Source organism: Enterobacter cloacae complex sp. ECL411, from assembly GCF_021869665.1.
Taxonomy (GTDB): Bacteria; Pseudomonadota; Gammaproteobacteria; order Enterobacterales; family Enterobacteriaceae; genus Enterobacter; species Enterobacter intestinihominis.
Genome location: NZ_CP091486.1, coordinates 3,662,712 through 3,682,226 on the forward strand (window position 1 = coordinate 3,662,712; position 19,515 = coordinate 3,682,226).

At 60.0% G+C, this 19,515-nt stretch carries 21 protein-coding genes; 9 read left to right on the forward strand and 12 right to left on the reverse strand.

Going from position 1 to position 19,515, the window contains the following annotated elements; genetic code table 11:
• Both hydN and L3069_RS17550 read right to left on the reverse strand, forming a co-directional pair.
• On the reverse strand, nucleotides 1-546 hold the full coding sequence (gene hydN / locus L3069_RS17545; protein ID WP_017382793.1) for an electron transport protein HydN: 546 nt from the start codon (nucleotides 544-546) through the stop codon (nucleotides 1-3).
• 133 nt (nucleotides 547-679) lie between these two features.
• Nucleotides 680-1,693 (reverse strand): LacI family DNA-binding transcriptional regulator, encoded by a 1,014-nt coding sequence (locus L3069_RS17550; RefSeq protein ID WP_038416589.1) that lies wholly within the window; start codon nucleotides 1,691-1,693, stop codon nucleotides 680-682.
• Nucleotides 1,694-1,907: 214 nt separating this feature from the next.
• Here L3069_RS17550 and ascF point away from each other — a divergent pair, with 214 nt between their 5' ends.
• Nucleotides 1,908-3,359, forward strand: coding sequence for a PTS cellobiose/arbutin/salicin transporter subunit IIBC (ascF, locus tag L3069_RS17555; protein WP_022649157.1), 1,452 nt, complete (start codon nucleotides 1,908-1,910; stop codon nucleotides 3,357-3,359).
• An 18-nt stretch (nucleotides 3,360-3,377) separates the two neighbouring features.
• Nucleotides 3,378-4,802 (forward strand): 6-phospho-beta-glucosidase, encoded by a 1,425-nt coding sequence (locus L3069_RS17560; protein ID WP_023298466.1) that lies wholly within the window; start codon nucleotides 3,378-3,380, stop codon nucleotides 4,800-4,802.
• Between the two features lie 59 nt (nucleotides 4,803-4,861).
• Here the strand turns inward: L3069_RS17560 and hycI are convergent, their stop codons facing one another.
• The 9 genes from hycI to hycA all read right to left on the reverse strand — a co-directional run bounded on the left by hycI (nucleotide 4,862) and on the right by hycA (nucleotide 12,673).
• Complete coding sequence (gene hycI / locus L3069_RS17565) at nucleotides 4,862-5,347, reverse strand: hydrogenase maturation peptidase HycI (protein ID WP_022649159.1); 486 nt, start codon at nucleotides 5,345-5,347, stop codon at nucleotides 4,862-4,864.
• Complete coding sequence (locus tag L3069_RS17570; RefSeq protein WP_038416590.1) at nucleotides 5,340-5,750, reverse strand: formate hydrogenlyase maturation HycH family protein; 411 nt, start codon at nucleotides 5,748-5,750, stop codon at nucleotides 5,340-5,342. Before L3069_RS17570 ends, hycI begins: the two co-directional genes overlap by 8 nt.
• Complete coding sequence (locus L3069_RS17575; RefSeq protein WP_022649161.1) at nucleotides 5,747-6,514, reverse strand: NADH-quinone oxidoreductase subunit B family protein; 768 nt, start codon at nucleotides 6,512-6,514, stop codon at nucleotides 5,747-5,749. Before L3069_RS17575 ends, L3069_RS17570 begins: the two co-directional genes overlap by 4 nt.
• Nucleotides 6,514-7,056 carry a formate hydrogenlyase complex iron-sulfur subunit gene (locus L3069_RS17580; protein ID WP_038416591.1) on the reverse strand — a complete coding sequence of 181 codons (543 nt, stop codon included), beginning with the start codon at nucleotides 7,054-7,056 and terminating at the stop codon, nucleotides 6,514-6,516. Before L3069_RS17580 ends, L3069_RS17575 begins: the two co-directional genes overlap by 1 nt.
• A 9-nt stretch (nucleotides 7,057-7,065) precedes the next feature.
• Entirely contained in the window at nucleotides 7,066-8,775 is a 1,710-nt protein-coding gene (gene hycE, locus L3069_RS17585; RefSeq protein WP_022649163.1) for a formate hydrogenlyase subunit HycE, read from the reverse strand.
• A 15-nt stretch (nucleotides 8,776-8,790) separates the two neighbouring features.
• A complete protein-coding gene (locus tag L3069_RS17590; RefSeq protein ID WP_032625965.1) occupies nucleotides 8,791-9,714 on the reverse strand; it encodes a respiratory chain complex I subunit 1 family protein in 924 nt (307 codons plus the stop codon).
• A 1-nt stretch (nucleotide 9,715) separates the two neighbouring features.
• Complete coding sequence (gene hycC, locus L3069_RS17595) at nucleotides 9,716-11,530, reverse strand: formate hydrogenlyase subunit 3 (protein WP_038416592.1); 1,815 nt, start codon at nucleotides 11,528-11,530, stop codon at nucleotides 9,716-9,718.
• Nucleotides 11,527-12,135: a 4Fe-4S dicluster domain-containing protein gene (locus L3069_RS17600; RefSeq protein WP_022649166.1), complete on the reverse strand. Its 609-nt coding sequence runs from the start codon at nucleotides 12,133-12,135 to the stop codon at nucleotides 11,527-11,529. Before L3069_RS17600 ends, hycC begins: the two co-directional genes overlap by 4 nt.
• 73 nt (nucleotides 12,136-12,208) lie before the next feature.
• Nucleotides 12,209-12,673, reverse strand: coding sequence for a formate hydrogenlyase regulator HycA (gene hycA, locus L3069_RS17605; RefSeq protein ID WP_022649167.1), 465 nt, complete (start codon nucleotides 12,671-12,673; stop codon nucleotides 12,209-12,211).
• 210 nt (nucleotides 12,674-12,883) lie between these two features.
• Here hycA and hypA point away from each other — a divergent pair, with 210 nt between their 5' ends.
• The 6 genes from hypA to flhA all read left to right on the forward strand — a co-directional run bounded on the left by hypA (nucleotide 12,884) and on the right by flhA (nucleotide 18,632).
• On the forward strand, nucleotides 12,884-13,234 hold the full coding sequence (hypA, locus tag L3069_RS17610; RefSeq protein ID WP_022649168.1) for a hydrogenase maturation nickel metallochaperone HypA: 351 nt from the start codon (nucleotides 12,884-12,886) through the stop codon (nucleotides 13,232-13,234).
• Nucleotides 13,235-13,237: 3 nt separating this feature from the next.
• Entirely contained in the window at nucleotides 13,238-14,101 is an 864-nt protein-coding gene (gene hypB, locus L3069_RS17615; RefSeq protein ID WP_023298470.1) for a hydrogenase nickel incorporation protein HypB, read from the forward strand.
• On the forward strand, nucleotides 14,092-14,364 hold the full coding sequence (locus L3069_RS17620; RefSeq protein WP_038416593.1) for a HypC/HybG/HupF family hydrogenase formation chaperone: 273 nt from the start codon (nucleotides 14,092-14,094) through the stop codon (nucleotides 14,362-14,364). The genes hypB and L3069_RS17620 overlap by 10 nt, the downstream gene beginning before the upstream one ends.
• Before the next feature lie 3 nt (nucleotides 14,365-14,367).
• Complete coding sequence (hypD, locus tag L3069_RS17625; protein ID WP_038416594.1) at nucleotides 14,368-15,489, forward strand: hydrogenase formation protein HypD; 1,122 nt, start codon at nucleotides 14,368-14,370, stop codon at nucleotides 15,487-15,489.
• On the forward strand, nucleotides 15,486-16,496 hold the full coding sequence (hypE, locus tag L3069_RS17630) for a hydrogenase expression/formation protein HypE (RefSeq protein WP_023298473.1): 1,011 nt from the start codon (nucleotides 15,486-15,488) through the stop codon (nucleotides 16,494-16,496). The genes hypD and hypE overlap by 4 nt, the downstream gene beginning before the upstream one ends.
• A gap of 63 nt (nucleotides 16,497-16,559) precedes the next feature.
• Nucleotides 16,560-18,632 (forward strand): formate hydrogenlyase transcriptional activator FlhA, encoded by a 2,073-nt coding sequence (flhA, locus tag L3069_RS17635; protein WP_038416595.1) that lies wholly within the window; start codon nucleotides 16,560-16,562, stop codon nucleotides 18,630-18,632.
• Nucleotides 18,633-18,766: 134 nt separating this feature from the next.
• Here flhA and L3069_RS17640 read toward each other — a convergent pair whose 3' ends face one another.
• Nucleotides 18,767-19,111 (reverse strand): nitrous oxide-stimulated promoter family protein, encoded by a 345-nt coding sequence (locus L3069_RS17640; RefSeq protein WP_038416596.1) that lies wholly within the window; start codon nucleotides 19,109-19,111, stop codon nucleotides 18,767-18,769.
• Nucleotides 19,112-19,276: 165 nt separating this feature from the next.
• On the opposite strand from L3069_RS17640, the gene L3069_RS17645 reads away from it, so the two are divergent.
• A complete protein-coding gene (locus L3069_RS17645) occupies nucleotides 19,277-19,507 on the forward strand; it encodes a SymE family type I addiction module toxin (protein ID WP_022649175.1) in 231 nt (76 codons plus the stop codon).
• Nucleotides 19,508-19,515 lie beyond the last annotated feature (8 nt).

Sequence of the window (19,515 nt, forward strand, 5' to 3'; positions counted from 1 at the left end):
TTAAAACAGCAGCGATGACGAGGTGTCGAACGCCGCACGGCGGCGTTTTTCGGCACTCATCTGTTCGAGCTTATCGCGATCGACGCAGACCAGCGCATGCGTCGGACAGGCTTCCATACACGCCGGACCGGCGTCGCGGTGGTAGCAGAGGTCACATTTATTGGCTTCGGCTTTCTCCGCGCGCACACTGAGCCCGATACCGCTGTTGCGCACCACCGGGCGAACGACCACCTCCATCGCGCCATACGGACACGCCACCACACAGGTTTTGCACCCGATGCAGCGCTCCTGCATCACATGCACGAAGCCTTTCTCGCGCTTAATCGCCCCGTTCGGACAGACGTTGGCGCACGGCGCGTCTTCGCACTGGCGACAGATAGCGGCGGTGGAAATATTCACGCCTTTAATGACGTGGATGCGCGGCAGGAAGGTGTCGGGGGTCAGGGAGGCGCAATCCTGCTCCGCCTGATGGGACACCACGCACGCCACTTCACAGGTACGGCAACCAATGCATTTGCTGGCATCGGCCATAATAAAACGGTTCATCTGCTTCTCCGGCATAACTGTTATGCGCGAAGCTATTCATAAACCGTGCCAATATTTAATACATTGATTTTAAAGCGAAATAAAAAAGAAGAGGATCTGTCATCGTCATTTGTGACGATGACAGATGTCGACGTCAGCGATGCGGGCCGTCAATGACGGAGCCGCGCAGGATAAGCTCGCCGGAAAAAGTTTGCTGAGGCTTAAACTCACCGCCGTCGAGCATGAAGATCAGGCGGCTGATGGTCTCCTGGATCATCTCCGTTACCGGAATACGCACGCTGGAGAGGGACGGCACGATATAGGGCGCGATTGCCACGTCGTCAAAGCCGATGACGGACACCGCGCCCGGCGTGGCGACGCCGCTCTCGTGCAACTGCCTGATGGCGCCAATCGCCATATCGTCGTTACTCGCCACCAGCGCGGTAAACGTTTCGCCGCGGGTGAGCAGCTGAGAGACCGCCGCCGCGCCGCTGGCCGGGCTCCACTTCCCTTCGGCGATCAGCGCGTCACGCAGGGCAATGCCGTGCTGCGCCAGCGCGTCCTTGTAGCCGGAAAGACGCTCCACGCCGGTGGGGGAATCCAGCGAACCGGTGATAAACGCAATCTCCCGGTGGCCTTTCGCGATCAACTGCGATACTGCGTCCTGACACGACGCTTTATGATCGGACCAGACGCTGTGGCTGCTGTTTTTCCGCAAACGGCGGTTGAGCACCATAATCGGCTGCTCGCATTTCTCAATAATTTCGTCCAGCGCTTCCACGCTCAGAAAACGCGGGTAGATGATCACCGCGTCGCAGCGCATGTCGAGCAGGTACTGGATCGCCTCGCGCTCCTCTTCGGCGCTGTGCTTGCCGTCCGCCAGGATCAGCTGACGCCCCTTCTCTTCCGTCATCCGCGCGGCGTTAAACAGCAGCTCGCTAAAGTAGACCCCATGGTACAGGGTGTTTGTCACCACCAGCCCCAGGGTCTGGGTGCGTTTGGTCGCCAGGTTTCGCGCCAGCAGATTGGGGCGATACCCGCTCTCTTCGATGGCCTGAAACACGCGGTCTTTCGTCTCCTGGCTGACGTAACCGTTCCCCGACAGCACCCGGGAGACCGTCGCTTTCGACACGCCTGCCCGCTTCGCCACTTCCAGCATCGTGGTCATAGTGTTATTCCATTCAAATCTGATGAGCCGCAGTGTACTTCACCGCAGAAAAATTGTCGCAGCGGCGTTATCACGCTTTATACGGCCACGAGTGATCGTCATCACGAAACGAAAAAATGCATAAAAAGTGGTCTTGTTTCATTAAAAGAAACTCATGATGATTATGTGAAACCGGTTTCCTACACTTCTCACAACGATAACAGGATCACATCCGATGGCAAAAAATTACGCTGCGCTGGCAAATGACGTGGTTAGCGCGCTGGGCGGTAAAGAGAACATCGTCGCCGTCACCCACTGCATGACGCGCCTGCGCTTCGTTCTGAAAGACGAAAGCCTTACCGACGCCGCGCGTCTGAAAAGCATCAGCGGCGTGCTCGGCGTGGTGCGCAACGACAACCAGTGCCAGGTGATCATCGGCAACACCGTATCCCAGGCATACCGTGAAGTGGTGAGCCTGCTGCCCGCCAACCTGCAACCTGCCGTAGCGGAAGGTCCACAGAAGCTTACGCTGCGCCGGATTGGCGCCGGGATCCTCGACGCACTGATCGGCACCATGTCTCCGCTGATCCCAGCGATCATCGGCGGGTCGATGGTCAAGCTGCTGGCGATGATCCTTGAGATGACCGGCGTGCTGGGCAAAGGTGACCCGACGCTGACGATCCTGACCGTTATCGGCGACGGCGCGTTCTTCTTCCTGCCGCTGATGGTGGCGGCTTCCGCAGCGGTGAAGTTCAAAACCAACATGTCCCTGGCGATAGCCATTGCGGGCGTACTGGTTCATCCGAGCTTTATCGAGCTGATGGCGAAAGCGGCGCAGGGCGAGCATGTAGAATTTGCCTTAATTCCGGTTACGGCGGTGAAATACACCTATACCGTTATCCCGGCCCTGGTGATGACCTGGTGCCTGTCGTATATCGAACGCTGGGTGGATCGCATCACCCCGGCGGTGACCAAAAACTTCCTGAAGCCGATGCTGATCGTGCTGATTGCCGCCCCGCTCGCCATCGTACTGATTGGCCCGCTCGGGATCTGGATCGGTAGCGCCATCTCCGCGCTGGTCTACACCATTCACGGCTATCTGGGCTGGCTCTCCGTTGCCATTATGGGCGCGCTGTGGCCGCTGCTGGTGATGACCGGGATGCACCGCGTGTTTACGCCGACCATCATCCAGACCATTGCCGAAACGGGCAAAGAAGGGATGGTGATGCCGTCGGAAATCGGCGCCAACCTGTCGCTCGGCGGTTCGTCGCTGGCGGTGGCGTGGAAAACCAAAAACCCGGAGCTGCGCCAGACGGCGCTGGCGGCTGCGGCCTCCGCCATCATGGCGGGGATCTCTGAACCGGCCCTGTACGGCGTGGCGGTACGTCTGAAACGTCCGCTGATTGCGAGCCTGATCAGCGGCTTTATCTGCGGCGCGGTGGCCGGCATGGCCGGTCTTGCCAGCCACTCCATGGCGGCGCCGGGGCTGTTCACCAGCGTGCAGTTCTTCGACCCGGCCAACCCGATGACCATCGTCTGGGTGTTTGGTGTGATGGGTCTGGCGGTGGTGCTGTCGTTCGTGCTGACCCTGCTGTTAGGGTTTGAAGATATCCCGGTAGAAGACGAAGCCGAAAAAGCACGCGCCCTGCAAACCGCACCGGTACAGAACAAAGCAGCAGAAGCATAAACTGAAAGCGAGGTAAGAATGTCTGTTTTTCCACAAGGATTTTTATGGGGCGGCGCGCTTGCCGCCAACCAGAGTGAAGGGGCTTACCGTGAAGGCGGCAAAGGACTGACAACGGTCGATATGATCCCCCACGGCGCAAACCGTCTGGCGGTAAAAGTCGGCAAGGAAAAACGGTTTTCGTTGCGTGACGACGAATTTTACCCGAGCCACGAGGCGATTGATTTTTACCATCGTTACAAAGAAGACATTGCCCTGATGGCGGAGATGGGCTTTACGGTGTTCCGCACCTCGATTGCCTGGAGCCGCCTCTACCCGAACGGCGACGAACCGTTGCCAAATCAGGAGGGCATTGCCTTCTACCGCGCGGTGTTCGAGGAGTGCAAAAAGTACAACATCGAGCCGCTGGTGACGCTCTGCCATTTCGACGTGCCGATGCACCTGGTGACGGAGTACGGCTCCTGGCGCAACCGTAAGATGGTGGATTTCTTCGCCCGCTACGCCCGCACCTGCTTCGAGGCGTTTAACGGGCTGGTGAAATACTGGCTGACCTTCAACGAAATCAACATCATGCTGCACAGCCCGTTCTCCGGCGCGGGGCTGGTGTTTGAGGAAGGGGAAAACGAAGACCAGGTGAAATACCAGGCCGCGCACCACGAGCTGGTGGCGAGCGCGCTGGCGACCAAAATCGCCCACGAGGTGAACCCGGAAAACCAGGTCGGCTGCATGCTGGCGGGCGGTAACTTCTACCCCTACTCCTGCAAGCCGGAAGACGTGTGGATGGCACTGGAGAAAGACCGCGAGAACCTGTTCTTTATCGACGTGCAGGCGCGCGGCAGCTATCCAGCCTACTCCGCCCGCGTGTTCCGCGAGAAAGGGGTGGTGATTGTGAAAGACCCCGGCGACGACGACCTGCTGAAAAACACCGTCGACTTTGTCTCGTTCAGTTATTACGCCTCGCGCTGCGCGTCGGCGGATATGAACGCGGGCAACACCAGCGCGGCGAACATCGTGAAGTCCCTGCGCAACCCGCATATTCAGGTGAGCGAGTGGGGCTGGGGCATCGACCCGCTCGGGCTGCGCATCACCATGAACATGATGTATGACCGCTACCAGAAGCCGCTGTTCCTGGTGGAAAACGGCCTCGGGGCGAAGGACGTCATTGATGAAAACGGCGAGATCAACGACGACTACCGCATCAGCTACCTGCGCGAGCATATCCGTGCGATGGGTGACGCGATTGAGGACGGCGTCCCGCTGATGGGCTACACCACCTGGGGCTGCATTGACCTGGTCTCGGCCTCAACCGGGGAGATGAGCAAGCGCTATGGATTTGTCTACGTCGACCGCGACGACGCCGGGAACGGCACGCTGGATCGAAAACGCAAGAAATCGTTCTGGTGGTATAAGAAGGTGATTGCGAGTAACGGGGCGGATCTGGCGTAGCCTGTTTTGCCGGGTGGCGGCGTTGCCTTACCCGGCCTACAAACTGCTCGATGCGGTTTTCACCCTCTCCCCTCTGGGGAGAGGGCCGGGGTGAGGGGCTGAAAACCCCCGTCCCCAACCCACCCGGCAAGCCGTGAATACACCACGTCCACCGCCTCTTTCACCGGCGGCGTCATCGGATAATAAAACCCGACGATGTCCGGCTGAATGCCCAGAAACAGCACCTCACCCACGTCGTCTTTAATCTGATCCACCAGGTAGTTCAGCGGCATGTTGTGGGTGGTCATCATAAACATCTCGGCGATGTCGTCCGGGTCAATCAGGCGGATCTCGCCGGGGTTGAGCCCCATATCGGTGGCATCGACGATTAACAACCTGTCCGGGCGCAGCTCGCGAATGGCCACCACGTCGTTTTCCGGCGCGCTGCCGCCGTCAATCACCACCCAGTTGCCCGGCGGGTTCGCGGCACACATCTCCGCCAGCAGCGGGCCCGCGCCGTCGTCGCCCATCATGCTGTTGCCGACACACAGTAAAACGTCAGTCACGTAATCTCCTCACCATCAGGTAGATGGCGCTCTCCTGATGAATATCGTGCAGCATGCCGAGCAGCGTTTTGCTCCACGCCTTCTGCGCCGGGTTTTGTACGCTCAGCGCCGCGTCAAAGGCGTTGGCGAGCATCGCAATGTGGTTGGCGTCGATAACGATCTCACCGTACTTCGGCACGCCCTCCATTTTGCGCCGCGCCGTGCTGCCCTCCTCCAGCGTGGCGATCCACGCCAGGTACTCGGGCCACGGGCAGCTTAGCGCCGCCTCCAGGCAGTCGATCACCCCGAGGTGGTGCCCAATCGCCAGGCTGTAATAGACCACCTGCTGCGCCGCATCCGGCGTGGCATCGTTCTCATCAATAAACTTACGGCTCAGCTGGCTGAACACCACCGTTTCACTCATCGGATACGCGCCTCATCCACAATACTGTTCAGGTTTGCCACGATCTCATTGAGACGCGGATCGTTCTCGGCCTCCAGCCAGCGCGCCACCTGATGGTCGCCCTGGCTCAGCAGGCGCAGATAATCGTCGGCAATCTGACGGCCATAGCGGTAACCCGCCAGCCTGCGCGCCGTGCGATCGATCTTCACCCGCAGCGGCTGCACCATATCCGGGTGCAGGAGAGTGGCTGGCTGGTTGTCCAGCTCGCCCGGCTCGCGGGCGTGGATCTTCTGCTCCAGCAGGCCGAGCGCCATGGCAAAACCGTACAGCGTGGCGGCGGGCGTCGGCGGGCAGCCCGGAATGTAAACGTCCACCGGCACGATTTTGTCGGTGCCGCCCCAGACGCAGTAAAGATCGTGGAAGATGCCGCCGCTGTTGCCGCAGGCGCCGTAGGAGATGCAGATTTTCGGATCCGGCGCAGACTGCCAGGCGCGCAGCGCAGGCGAGCGCATCGCGCGGGTGACCGCGCCGGTGAACAGCAGGATATCCGCGTGGCGCGGGGACGGCACCACTTTGATGCCGAAGCGTTCGGCGTCAAACAGCGGCGACAGGGTGGCGAAGATTTCGATCTCACAGCCGTTGCAGCCGCCGCAGTCCACGCGATAGACGTAGGCCGAGCGTTTGATTTTTTTCAGCAGCGACGCCTTCATGCTGGCGATGGACTCCTCCACCGTCAGCGGTACCGGAATGCCGTTAGCGTCGCGCGGGCCGAGTAAGTTTTCCATCAGCTGGCCTCTCTCATATGACGGGTTAAATCGATGCGGTCAGACGGCAGCAGGCATTTCTGACGTTTGCACTCCGGGCAGGTTTCGAAGCTTTCACGGTGATGCTCCGCACGCACGTCGCCGTTGTGCTTCAGCAGCGCGATGGCGTAGTCGATCTCTTTTTGCACGGCGAACGGACGCTTGCAGACGCGGCAGTTGCACAGCGCAAAGCGCGACTGCTGGAGGAAATCCTCTTTTTTCCACACCGCCAGCTCGTACTTCTGAGACAGGCGAATGGCTACCGTCGGGCAGACCTCCTCGCAGCGGCCGCAGAAGATGCAGCGCCCGAGGTTAAACTGCCAGGCCAGCTCGCCGGTTTTCAGGTCCGTTTCCACCGTTAAGGCATTCGACGGGCAGGCGTTGACGCAGGCCGCGCAACCGATGCACTGCTGCGGGTTGTGCTCCGGCTTGCCGCGAAAGTTTTTATCCACCGGCATCGGCTCCAGCGGATAACTGCTGGTCTGCGCGCCGGTTTTGATCACTTTTTTGATAAAGGTAAACATGACGAGTCCTTATTTCAGCGGCGAGTTCTTACGCTCGATGCTGTAGCGCTCAAGCTCTTTGTACGGCACCACCTGGCTTTTCTTCTTGCGCACGTCCACGACGGTCATGCGGTCGGTGCAGGAGTAGCACGGGTCGAGGCTGCCGATGATCAGCGGCGCGTCAGAGACGGTGTTACCGCGCAGCATGTAGCGCAGGGTTGGCCAGTTGGCGTAGGTCGCCGCACGGCAGCGCCAGCGGTAGAGCTTCTGGTTGTCGCCGGTCATGCTCCAGTGAATGTCATCCCCGCGCGGCGCTTCGGCGAATCCGAGGGCAAAGCGGTTTGGAATGTAGGTGAAGCCTTCCACCATCAGCGGGCCGCCCGGCAGGTTATCGAGGCCGTAGTCGATCATGTTCAGCGCAGTAAACACCTCGTTGATGCGCACCTTCAGGCGGGAGATGACGTCGCAGCCCTGCTCGCTGTGCACGGTCATCGGCAGCAGGCCGTAGCCGACGAACGGGTGATCGGCGCGGGTGTCGCGGGCGTGGCCGCTGGCGCGCACCATTGGACCGACGTTGCTGAAGTCGCGGGCGATTTCCGGGTCAAGACGACCAATCCCGACGGTGCGCTGCTCAATGTTTGGCGTGCTGAGCAGCATGTCCACCAGCTCCTGCACGTCGCGGCGCATCTGCTGCGCCAGCTGGCGGGTCTGGATCATGTCATCTTTCAGCAGGTCGCGGCGGATCCCGCCGATCAGGTTCAGGCCGTAGGTTTTACGCGCCCCGGTGAGGATCTCCGCCATCTTCATTGATGCCTCACGCACGCGGAAGAACTGCATAAACCCGGAGTCAAAGCCGACGAAGTGGCAGGCCAGGCCGAGGTTCAGCAGGTGTGAGTGCAGGCGTTCCACCTCCAGCAGAATGGCGCGGATCATCTGCGCGCGTTCCGGCACCACGATCCCCATGCCGTTCTCCACCGAGGTGGTGTAGGCGGTGCTGTGGGCAAAGCCGCAGATGCCGCACACGCGGTCAGAAAGAAACGTGACTTCGTTGTAGCCCATGCGGGTCTCCGCCAGCTTCTCCATGCCGCGGTGGACGTAGAACAGGCGGTAGTCGGCGTCGATAATGTTTTCGCCGTCGACGAACAGGCGGAAGTGGCCCGGTTCGTCAGAGGTGACGTGCAGCGGGCCGATCGGCACCACATTATTCTTCTTGCTGCCCAGCTCGTTGATGAACTCGTAGGTTTCGCTGTCGGTTGTCGGGGCCGGACGCTGGCGGTAGTCCATGCTGTCCTTGCGCAGCGGATAGAGTTCATCCGGCCAGTCGTCCGGCAGCACCAGACGACGCTCGTCAGGCAGACCAACCGGCACCAGGCCGTACATGTCGCGCACTTCGCGCTCGCCCCAGACGGCGGCGGGTACGCGCGGCGTGACGGACGGGTACTCCGGCTTGTTCGGGTCAACTTCGACGCGCACGGTGAGCCAGCACTTCTCGCCCTGCTCCATCGACATCACGTAGTACACCGCATAGTTGCCGCACAGCTGACGCTCGTCGTTGCCGAACAGCACCGACAGCCAGCCGCCCTGCTGGTAGTAAAGAAACTCCACCACTTCCGGCAGGTAGTTCACCTTAATGGTGACGGTTACCTGGTCTTTGGTTTGCCATGACTCCTCCAGCACCACGCCCGGGAAAGCCTGATGCAACGCGGCGAGATACTGCTGACCTTTCTTTTCTTCAGACATAAACACTCTCTTTAATCACGCCACCAGCAAGGAGACGAACGCTAAAAATGCAAAACCAAAACCAGCCCAGGTAATGCGTGACGTTTCGACAAAACGCAGGCGCGCCATGCTGTTTTCAAACAGGGCAATCACCAGCACGCCGATAAGCAGCTTGAGCGCAGCCACCACAACGGCCAGCAGCAGGCCGCCCGCAGAGAAGTGCGTCATCTGCCCCCACGGGAAGAAAACGCCGACGAACATCTGCAACACCACCAGCTGCTTGAGGCTGATGCCCCACTTCAGCACCGCAAAGCCGTAGCCGCTGTACTCGGTGAGTGGCCCCTCCTGCAATTCCTGCTCCGCTTCCGCGAGATCGAACGGCAGCTTGCCCATCTCGATAAAGGTGGCGAACGCGCAGGCGCAGAGCGCCAGCACCAGCGGGAGCGAACGTGAAACCGGCCAGTGGTAAACGGTGTCGGTGATGAAACTGATGTGGGTCGAGCCAGCAACCTGCGCGGCGACCCACAGCCCCAGCAGCAGAATTGGCTCAACCAGCACGCCGAGCATCGCCTCGCGACTGGCGCCGATACCCGTAAACGGGCTGCCGGTGTCCAGGCCCGCAATCGCAAAGAAGAAACGCGCGATGGCGAAGAGGTAGATCAGCGTAATCAGATCGCCAAGCACGGGCAGCGGCGAGCCCACCGTCACTACCGGCAGCGCGGTGGCGATGGTCAGCATCACGCCGACCATCACGAACGGCGTCAGGCGGAACACCCAACCTGCGGCATCCGGCGCGACGCTCTGACGGGAGAGCAGCTTGAAGAGATCGCGGTACTCCTGGAGCACGCCAGGCCCGCGACGGTTGTGTAGCCGGGCGCGCGCCACGCGCGTGATGCCCGACAGCAGCGGCGCGGCGGCAAACAGCACCAGCGCCTGAAGAATTGCCAGTAACAAACTCATGTCAGGCTCCTCGTGAAATGACAATCACCACCAGCACCGCCAGCTCGATCAGCGCCAGGCGGCGGAACAGCACGGGCACGGCGGCACTCTGCCAGCCCGGCACCCAGCCCACCGGGTTCAGCCAGTGGCGCAGCTTCAGCACGGCGGCGAAGTTCTCCTTCACCGGCATGGCGAAACCGTGGGCGGTGATGACCATCGACTGCTCGTGTTCGTAGCCGCAGGCCCACGCCGCGCCGCGCGAGCGGGAGGCGAGACGGTCGCGTCTGAAGAACAGCATCAGCACGAACGGCAGGAGCGGCGCGGCAATCAGCAGCAGCGCCATCATCGGCTGGGACACGACGGTATGCGCCGTAGCCAGCGGCAGCGGAATGGCGTGGCCCAGAAGCGGCAGCAGCCACGGCGCGGCAACCCCACCTGCGATACAGCACAGCGCCAGCGCGACCACGCTGGTGGCCATCAGCACCGGGGCGCAACAGGCGTTTTCCGCTTCGCGGGTGCGCGGCGCGCCCAGGAAGGTGACGCCGTAAACCTTCGCCATACACATCACCGCCAGCGCCCCGGTAATCGCCAGCCCAACCGCCAGCAGCGGGCCGAGCAGCCGCGCGATAAACGCGTCGCTCTGGCCGAGCGCGAAGAAGGATTGATAGATCACCCACTCCCCGGCAAAGCCGTTCAGCGGTGGAAGCGCGGCCATCGCCATCAGCCCGACCAGCATCGCCAGCGAAATGACGGGCATTTTTTTGCCAATCCCGCCGAGCTTTTCAATATCGCGGTGCCCGGTGCGAAACCAGACGCTGCCCGCGCCGAGGAACAGGGTGCTTTTAAACAGGCTGTGGTTGATAAGGTGATACAGACCGCCAATAAACCCGGCGGCAATCAGCGCCGGCTGGTTGAGCGCCAGCCCGCTGACACCCGCGCCCATGCCGAGCAGGATGATGCCGATATTCTCCAGGGTGTGGTACGCCAGCAGGCGCTGGATGTTATGCTCCATCAGGGCGTACAGCCCGCCGACAAATGCGGTGATCATCCCGGCAATCAGCAGCGCCACGCCCCACCACAGCGGCGGCTGGCCGCCCGTCAGGGTTATCGTCAGGATGCCGAACAGACCGACCTTCATCACCACGGTGGAGAACAGCGCGGCAGCCGGGGCCGAGGCATTGGCATGCGCCTGCGGCACCCAGCCGTGCAGCGGGATAATCCCGGCCAGCAGGCCAAAACCGACTACGCCCAACAGCCAGACGTCATTCCCCAGCGGCTGGCCGTTAAGCACGGCAAAGTCCAGCGTGCCGAAACGCTGCCACACCAGCCAGCAGGCCAGCGCCAGCAGCAGCGTGCCGAGTCGTCCGAGCGCAAACCACAGCTTGCCGGAGGCGCTGCATCCGGTCAGGAACACGCCGCACAGGGCCATGATTTCAGCCATCACCACCAGCGCGCCGAGGTTGCTGGCGACAACAGTGCAGACCGCGGCGGCCATCAACAGGTTGACCAGCAGGCCGTTGGCGTTGGTATGCTGATGGCGGTGCCAGTCGATATTAAACAGGCTGATAAACAGCCCACACAGACCAAAGGTGACCAGCCAGATGGCATTTAGCGGCGTAAGCTCAACGGCGTGGTGAATCAGCGGGATGAGGGTGTCGACGGATTGGCCGTCGATCAGGACAACGCCGCCCGCCGCCAGCGTCATCAGGCTGCCGACCGCCCCGCCGATACCGGCGATCCAGCCGCTCAGCGTTTTATGGAAGGAGAGGAGCAGCGCCAGGACAGCGGCGGCGGCAAACCAGGCCACGCCGCTGGTCATCATAACTATCGCGTTCATTTCGCCCCCTCGTTAAGCGCCCGCAGCAGCGAAAGATCGCCGACGTCAGTATTGATGGTCAGCTCGCGCTTGCGTTTGCTGGTGCGGGCGATGTCGCGAATATTAACCAGAATTAACGCTTTGGTCGGACAGGTGCGCACGCAGGCCGGACCTTGTTCATCGAAGCTGCACAGGTCGCACTTCACCGCGACGGCGCGAATGCCCGGCACCCAGTCCAGCAGCGTGCTCACGCGTGCCGGTGCCGGTGGCGCAGGCGGCGCTTTCGGGGTGTTGGCATTCGCCGGAATATGCAGCGGACGGCTGCCGGAAAACTCAATGGCACCGAACGGACAGGCGATGCCGCACAGCTTGCAGCTCACGCACAGGCTTTCGTTCAGCTGTACCGCGCCGTCAACGCGGGTGATGGCATTGACGGGACAGACGCCTGCGCATGGCGCGTCTTCACAGTGGTGACAGAGCTGCGGGGCAGACTCTTTCTCATTACGCATGACGCGCAGGCGCGGCATGGACTGTAGCCCGTGCAGGCGGTGCGTTTCCGAGCACGCCGCCTCACAGGTTCGACAGCCAATACAGACCGTCGAGTCAGCAATTACAAAACGGTTCACCGGGTCATCCTCTGGTGATGGTCATTTTTGACGAAAAAAAACTGTCTTATCGACACTTCTCGACACTCGCTCTTCAGGCCACGTTCGCGGAGGATTTTCCGTCGATCAGCTGTTTCAGGTTGATCGGCTGATCGTGCTCAACGGCAGCGTAGAGGCCGTTATAAACCGGCGCGATTTTCTCCAGATAGTGCTCCAGCACCTGCTGGCGATCGCGGGTGCTGACGTGACCGTCCACCATGCCGTCGGCCATCAGTTGGGCTTTCGCAATACACTGTTTTTCACCCTCTTTTGTCTCAACGTAATACTCAATGGTGTGGCTGTTGAAGCTCTCCGCCAGGGTGACAAAAATCGTGAAGTGACCAAACAACACAAAGCGCATATCCCCCTGCGCCGCGCAGCTCATGGCATGGTGCAGACGGGCTTTTGACAGGGTGATCCCCTGAATCAGAGAGTTGCAGTAGAGGTGCCACTGATCCTGAAGCTGCTGATGACGTTGCGCGATGTAATCCGCTTTTTCGCTAATTTCCCAAATAGTCATAAAAGGTATCCGGTTAATGGAGTTAGCGGCTGTTAAGCAGATTTCGTGCCAGTTTTTAATTTATTGATTTAAATGGATTTTAAAGAGATGCGCACTGTCACCGCTGCGGTGTCGACGTGTCATTTCGACAGCGTTGACATCGTCACGCCGTAACGCAAATCAAGCTGGCACTGTTATTGCATTAAAGGGGCAATTCATTAAGGAGGCGTCATGCACGAAATCACCCTCTGCCAGCGGGCACTGGAACTTATCGAACAGCAGGCTGTGCAGAACCATGCGAAGCGCGTGACTGGCGTCTGGCTGAAGGTCGGGGCGTTTTCCTGCGTCGAGACCAGCGCCCTCACCTTCTGTTTTGAGCTGGTGTGCCGCGGCACGCTGGCGGAGGGTTGCGCACTGCATATCGAGGAGCAGCAGGCGGAGTGCTGGTGCGAGCAGTGTCAGCAGTACGTCACGCTGCTGTCATCGAAGGTACAGCGCTGTCCGCAGTGCCAGAGCAGCGGGCTGCGCATCGTGGCGGATGACGGTATGCAGATCCAACGCCTCGAAATCGAGAAGGAGTAATGTATGTGTAGTACCTGCGGTTGCGCTGAAGGCAACCTGTATATAGAAGGGGATGAACACCGTCCCCACTCCGCGTTTCGCTCCGCACCCTTTTCTCCTGCCCCGCGTCCCGCGGCGGCACTGACCGGCATCACCTTTGCGCCGCAGCGTTCAGACGCGGGCGACCTGCATTACGGCCACGGCGAAGCAGGCACCCACGCGCCGGGCATCAGCCAGCGCGAGATGCTGGAGGTGGAGATCAATGTGCTGGACAAAAATAACCAGCTCGCCGCTCGCAATCGCGCCCGCTTTGCCGCCCGTCAACAGCTGGTACTGAACCTGGTCTCCAGCCCCGGCTCCGGTAAAACCACCCTGCTGACCGAAACCCTCAAACGACTGAATAAACGAGTCTCCTGCGCCGTTATCGAAGGCGATCAGCAAACGGTAAACGACGCGGCGCGCATCCGCGAAACCGGTACGCCCGCGATTCAGGTCAACACCGGCAAGGGCTGCCACCTGGATGCGCAGATGATTGCCGACGCCGCCCCGCGCCTGCCGCTGGCGAACAACGGCATCCTGTTCATTGAAAACGTCGGCAACCTAGTCTGCCCGGCAAGCTTCGACCTCGGCGAGCGGCATAAAGTGGCGGTGCTCTCCGTGACCGAAGGGGAAGACAAGCCGCTGAAGTATCCACATATGTTTGCCGCCGCCTCCCTCATGCTGCTGAACAAAGTCGACCTGCTGCCGTACCTGAATTTCGACGTGGATAAGTGCCTGGCTTACGCCCGGGAAGTGAACCCGGACATTGAGATCCTGCTGGTTTCCGCCACGCGCGGCGACGGGATGGACGCCTGGCTGAACTGGCTGGAGAGCGAACGATGTGCATAGGCGTCCCCGGACAAATTCATTCTATCGTCGGCAATCAGGCCAAAGTGGAGGTCTGCGGCATCCTGCGCGATGTCGATCTGACGCTGGTGGGCAGCCACGATGAGACCGGCGCATCGCGTCTCGGCCAGTGGGTGCTGGTCCACGTGGGGTTTGCCATGAGCGTGATTAATGAGGAAGAAGCCCGCGACACGCTGGACGCGCTACAGAATATGTTCGACGTTGAGCCGGACGTGGGTGCCCTGCTGTATGGTGAGGAACGATAACACATGCGTTACGTTGATGAATATCGCGCGCCTGAGCAGGTGTTGCAGCTTATCGATCGCCTGAAAACCCGCGCGTCCCTGCTGGACTACACGAAAGAAAAACCGCTGCGGATCATGGAGGTGTGCGGCGGACACACCCACGCCATCTTCAAATTTGGCCTCGACCAGCTGCTGCCGGAGAACATCGAATTTATCCACGGCCCCGGCTGCCCGGTGTGCGTGCTGCCGATGGGGCGCATCGACAGCTGTCTCGACATCGCCAGCCGCCCCGGTGTGATTTTTTGCACCTTTGGCGACGCCATGCGCGTACCGGGAAAAAATGGCTCGCTGCTCCAGGCGAAGGCGCGCGGCGCGGACGTGCGGATCGTCTACTCACCGATGGATGCCCTGACGCTGGCGATGGCTAATCCTGAGCGTAAGGTGGTCTTTTTCGGGCTGGGTTTTGAAACCACCATGCCCGCCACCGCTATCACTCTCCAGCAGGCGAAAGCCCGCAACGTCACTAACTTTTACTTTTTCTGCCAGCACATCACGCTTATTCCCACGCTGCGTAGCCTGCTTGAAGCGCCGGACAACGGCATCGACGCCTTCCTGGCACCAGGACACGTCAGCATGGTGATCGGCACAGAAGCCTACAGTTTTATCGCTGAACAGTACAATCGTCCGTTAGTGGTGGCTGGTTTCGAGCCACTTGATCTACTGCAAGGCGTGACCATGCTGGTTGAGCAGAAAATAGCGGCCCTGAGTGTGGTGGAAAATCAGTATCGCCGCGTGGTGCCCGATGCAGGTAACAGACGGGCACAGCAGGCGATAGCCGACGTGTTTAGCGTCGAAGGCGACAGCGAGTGGCGCGGACTGGGGCTGATTGCCGAATCCGGCGTACACCTGACGCCCGCGTATCGCGCCTTCGACGCCGAAGCGCATTTCCGCCCGCAGCCGCAGAAGGTGTGCGACGATCCCCGCGCCCGCTGTGGCGACGTACTCACCGGCAAATGCAAACCTCATCACTGCCCGTTATTTGGCAACGCCTGTAACCCGCAAACCGCGTTTGGCGCGCTGATGGTCTCTTCCGAAGGGGCATGCGCCGCGTGGTATCACTATCGCAACCAGGAGTGTGAAGCATGAACACGGTGGAAATGGCGCACGGAAGCGGTGGACAGGCGATGCAGCAGTTGATTAACAGGCTGTTCATGGAAGCCTTTAACAACCCCTGGCTCGCCGAGCAGGAAGATCAGGCGCGTATTGACCTCGCGGCCCTGACCGCCCACGGCGACAGGCTGGCGTTCTCTACCGACAGCTACGTGATTGACCCGCTGTTCTTCCCGGGCGGCGATATCGGCAAGCTCGCCGTCTGCGGCACGGCAAACGACGTGGCCGTCAGCGGCGCGATCCCCCGCTACCTCTCCTGCGGGTTTATCCTCGAAGAAGGGTTACCGATGGAAACGCTCACGGCGGTGGTCAACAGCATGGCGCACACCGCCCGCGAGGCGGGGATCGCCATCGTGACCGGGGATACCAAGGTGGTGCAGCGCGGCGCGGCGGATAAGCTCTTCATTAACACCGCCGGAATGGGGGCGATCCCCGCCGACATTCACTGGGGCGCGCAGCAGCTTTGTGCAGGCGACGTGCTGATTGTCAGCGGCACGCTGGGCTGCCACGGGGCAACCATCCTGAACCTGCGCGAAGGCTTAGGGCTGGATGGCGAGCTGCACAGTGACTGCGCGGTACTCACGCCGCTGATCCAGACGCTGCGCGACATGCCGGGTGTAAAAGCCCTGCGCGACGCCACGCGAGGCGGCGTGAATGCCGTCGTACACGAATTTGCCGCAAGCAGCGGCTGTGGAATTGAACTGACCGAGCGCGGCCTGCCCGTTAAGCCTGCTGTACGCGGGCTGTGCGAGCTATTAGGGCTAGACCCGCTTAACTTTGCCAACGAAGGTAAGCTGGTGATCGGCGTGGAACGCACGGCGGCGGAAGCCGTACTTGAACAACTGCGCGCACATCCCTTAGGGAAAGACGCGGCCATCATCGGCGACGTGGTTGAGCGCAAAGGGGTGCGCCTGACCGGGCTTTACGGCGTGAAGCGCACGCTGGATCTGCCGCACGCTGAACCGTTACCCCGAATTTGCTAGACCGCGCCAAAAGCGGTCAGCGCTGAATGTCTCTTTTTTGCCAGTTTCTATTGGAAAGCAATAATGCCGTATACACCGATGAGCGATCTTGGACAGCAGGGCCTGTTTGACATCACGCGCACACTTTTACAACAGCCCGACCTCGGCGCGCTGAGCGATGCCCTGACGCGGCTGGTCAGGCAATCAGCGCTGGCGGACAGCGCCGCCATTGTGCTCTGGCATAGCGCAACCCACCGCGCGAGCTATTTCTCAACGCGTGATAACGGCAAAATCTTCGAATATGAAGATGAAACGTTTCTGGCCCACGGTCCGGTGCGACGTATTCTCTCCCGCCCGGAAGCGCTGCACTGCAATTTTGACCAGTTTCGCCAGGCCTGGCCGAAGCTGGCAGAGTGCAACCTTTACCACCCGTTCGGCCACTACAGCATGCTGCCGCTGGCGGTGGAAGGGCAAATTTTTGGCGGCTGCGAGTTTATCCGTAATAACGACCAGCCCTGGACCGAGGCGGAGTACGAGCGGTTGCATACCTTCACGCAAATTGTGGCCGTCGTGGCAGAGCAGATCCAAAGCCGCGTCACCAATAACGTGGATTACGACCTGTTGAGCCGCGAGCGCGATAATTTCCGCATTCTGGTCGCCATCACCAATGCCGTGCTGTCGCGTCTCGATATGGACGAACTGGTGAGCGAAGTCGCCAAAGAGATCCATCACTATTTCAGGATCGATGCTATCAGCATTGCGCTGCGCGGCAACCGTAAGGGCAAGCTGAACATCTACTCCACCCACTACCTCGACGAAGCTAACCCGGCGCACGAGCAAAGCGAAGTGGACGAAGCGGGAACCCTGTCTGAACGGGTATTTAAAAGCAAAGAGATCCTGCTGTTAAACCTCAGCGAGCAGGATCCGGTAGCGCCCTACGAGCGGATGCTGTTTAACACCTGGGGCAACAAGATCCAGACCCTGTGCCTGCTGCCGCTGATGTCCGGCAACACCATGCTCGGCGTGCTTAAACTGGCGCAGTGCGATGAAGCCGTATTTACCACCGCCAACCTGAAGCTGCTGCGCCAGATCGCCGAACGTATCTCCATTGCGCTGGATAACGCCCTCGCCTATCAGGAGATCCACCGTCTGAAAGAACGGCTGGTGGACGAAAACCTGGCGCTGACCGAGCAGCTCAACAATGTGGACAGCGAGTTTGGCGAAATCATCGGACGCAGCGATGCCATGTACAACATCCTCAAGCAGGTGGAGATGGTGGCGCAGAGCGACAGCACGGTGCTGATCCTCGGTGAAACCGGCACAGGGAAAGAGCTGATTGCCCGGGCGATCCACAACCTGAGCAACCGCAACAGCCGCCGGATGGTGAAGATGAACTGCGCGGCGATGCCTGCGGGCTTACTGGAAAGCGACCTGTTCGGCCACGAGCGCGGCGCGTTTACCGGCGCCAGCAGCCAGCGGCTGGGCCGTTTTGAACTGGCGGATAAAAGCTCATTGTTCCTCGACGAAGTGGGCGATATGCCGCTGGAGCTTCAGCCTAAGCTGCTGCGCGTTTTGCAGGAGCAGGAGTTCGAGCGCCTCGGTAGCAACAAGCTGATCCAGACCGACGTGCGTCTGATTGCCGCCACCAACCGCGATCTGAAAAAAATGGTCGCCGACCGCGAGTTTCGCAGCGATCTTTACTATCGTCTGAACGTCTTCCCGATCTGCCTGCCGCCGCTGCGCGAACGCCCGGAAGATATTCCGCTGCTGGTGAAAGCCTTTACCGCGAAGATTGCCCGCCGGATGGGGCGAAATATCGACAGTATTCCTGCCGAAACGCTACGCACCCTTTCGGCGATGGAGTGGCCGGGGAACGTGCGCGAGCTGGAAAACGTCATTGAGCGCGCGGTCCTGCTGACGCGCGGGAACGTGCTCCAGCTCTCCCTGCCAGAGGTTACTCTCTCTGAAACGACCGTGGCCGCAAGCGAGCTTGCGAAAGAGGGAGAAGATGAATATCAGCTCATTATGCGAGTGCTGAAGGAGACCAACGGCGTGGTAGCCGGACCGAAAGGTGCGGCGCAACGGCTGGGGCTGAAGCGTACCACCCTGCTCTCGCGTATGAAGCGTCTGGGAATCGATAAAGAGAGCCTGAAATAACCCGTCATTCCGTCAGCGGGTACATATCGCTCCCGCGCTGGCGCAGGGATATTTGGTGCTCTTTTTCTGTCTGCCTGCCTGCGCCGCACCGTCGCCCTGAGCGTGATTTGTCGTCCACTGCGGCGCTGAGCCGGTTATTTTTTGGGCCGATACTTTTCCGGTAATTCAGGAACCGGACGACGATCGTCGATCAGATGTCGGATGGTCAGAATCGGATGACGCCATAACATACGTGGCCCTGCCCAGCGCATCACCTGCTTCATCTCTTCCCGTCGGGCGGGCTGATAACAGTGCACCGGGCACTGTTTGCAGGCAGGTTTTTCCTCACCAAATACGCATTTATCCAGCCGCTTATCGGCATAAGCCTTAAGCGCCGAATAGCGCCCCTCTTCCTTTATGGCGTGTGGACACCTGTTTTCGTACAGGGCGATCATTCTGGCGATCGTCTTTTTTTCTCGTGAAATACGTTTACCGGACATAACGTCGTCCTCAACAATAAAGTGTATTTATAATACCTTTTTATCCGCACATTTTCAGTTATTGCATTCCGTTTTCTGAAGCGTCCTTCCAGAATTACCCCTCCCCTCGCTGCGTTTTACTGGTATTTTATACAGGTGTAAATAACCGCATTCACCGGAGAGCTTATGCAACAGATCGCGATCGCCAAACCCTATCGGCACTTAAAAGTGGGTTACTTCAGAAAACGTCATGAAGACCGTAAAACGAAAATTCCAAAACGCTACAGCGTACACGCAGCGCTGAGCCTGAAAGGCGACTGGCTTGAACAAGCGGGATTTACCACCAACTCGCAAGTTCGGGTGGGCGTCGAGCACGGAAAAATCATCATTGAATTAATAGCGGAAGATGCCTCGTAAAGTCGTGA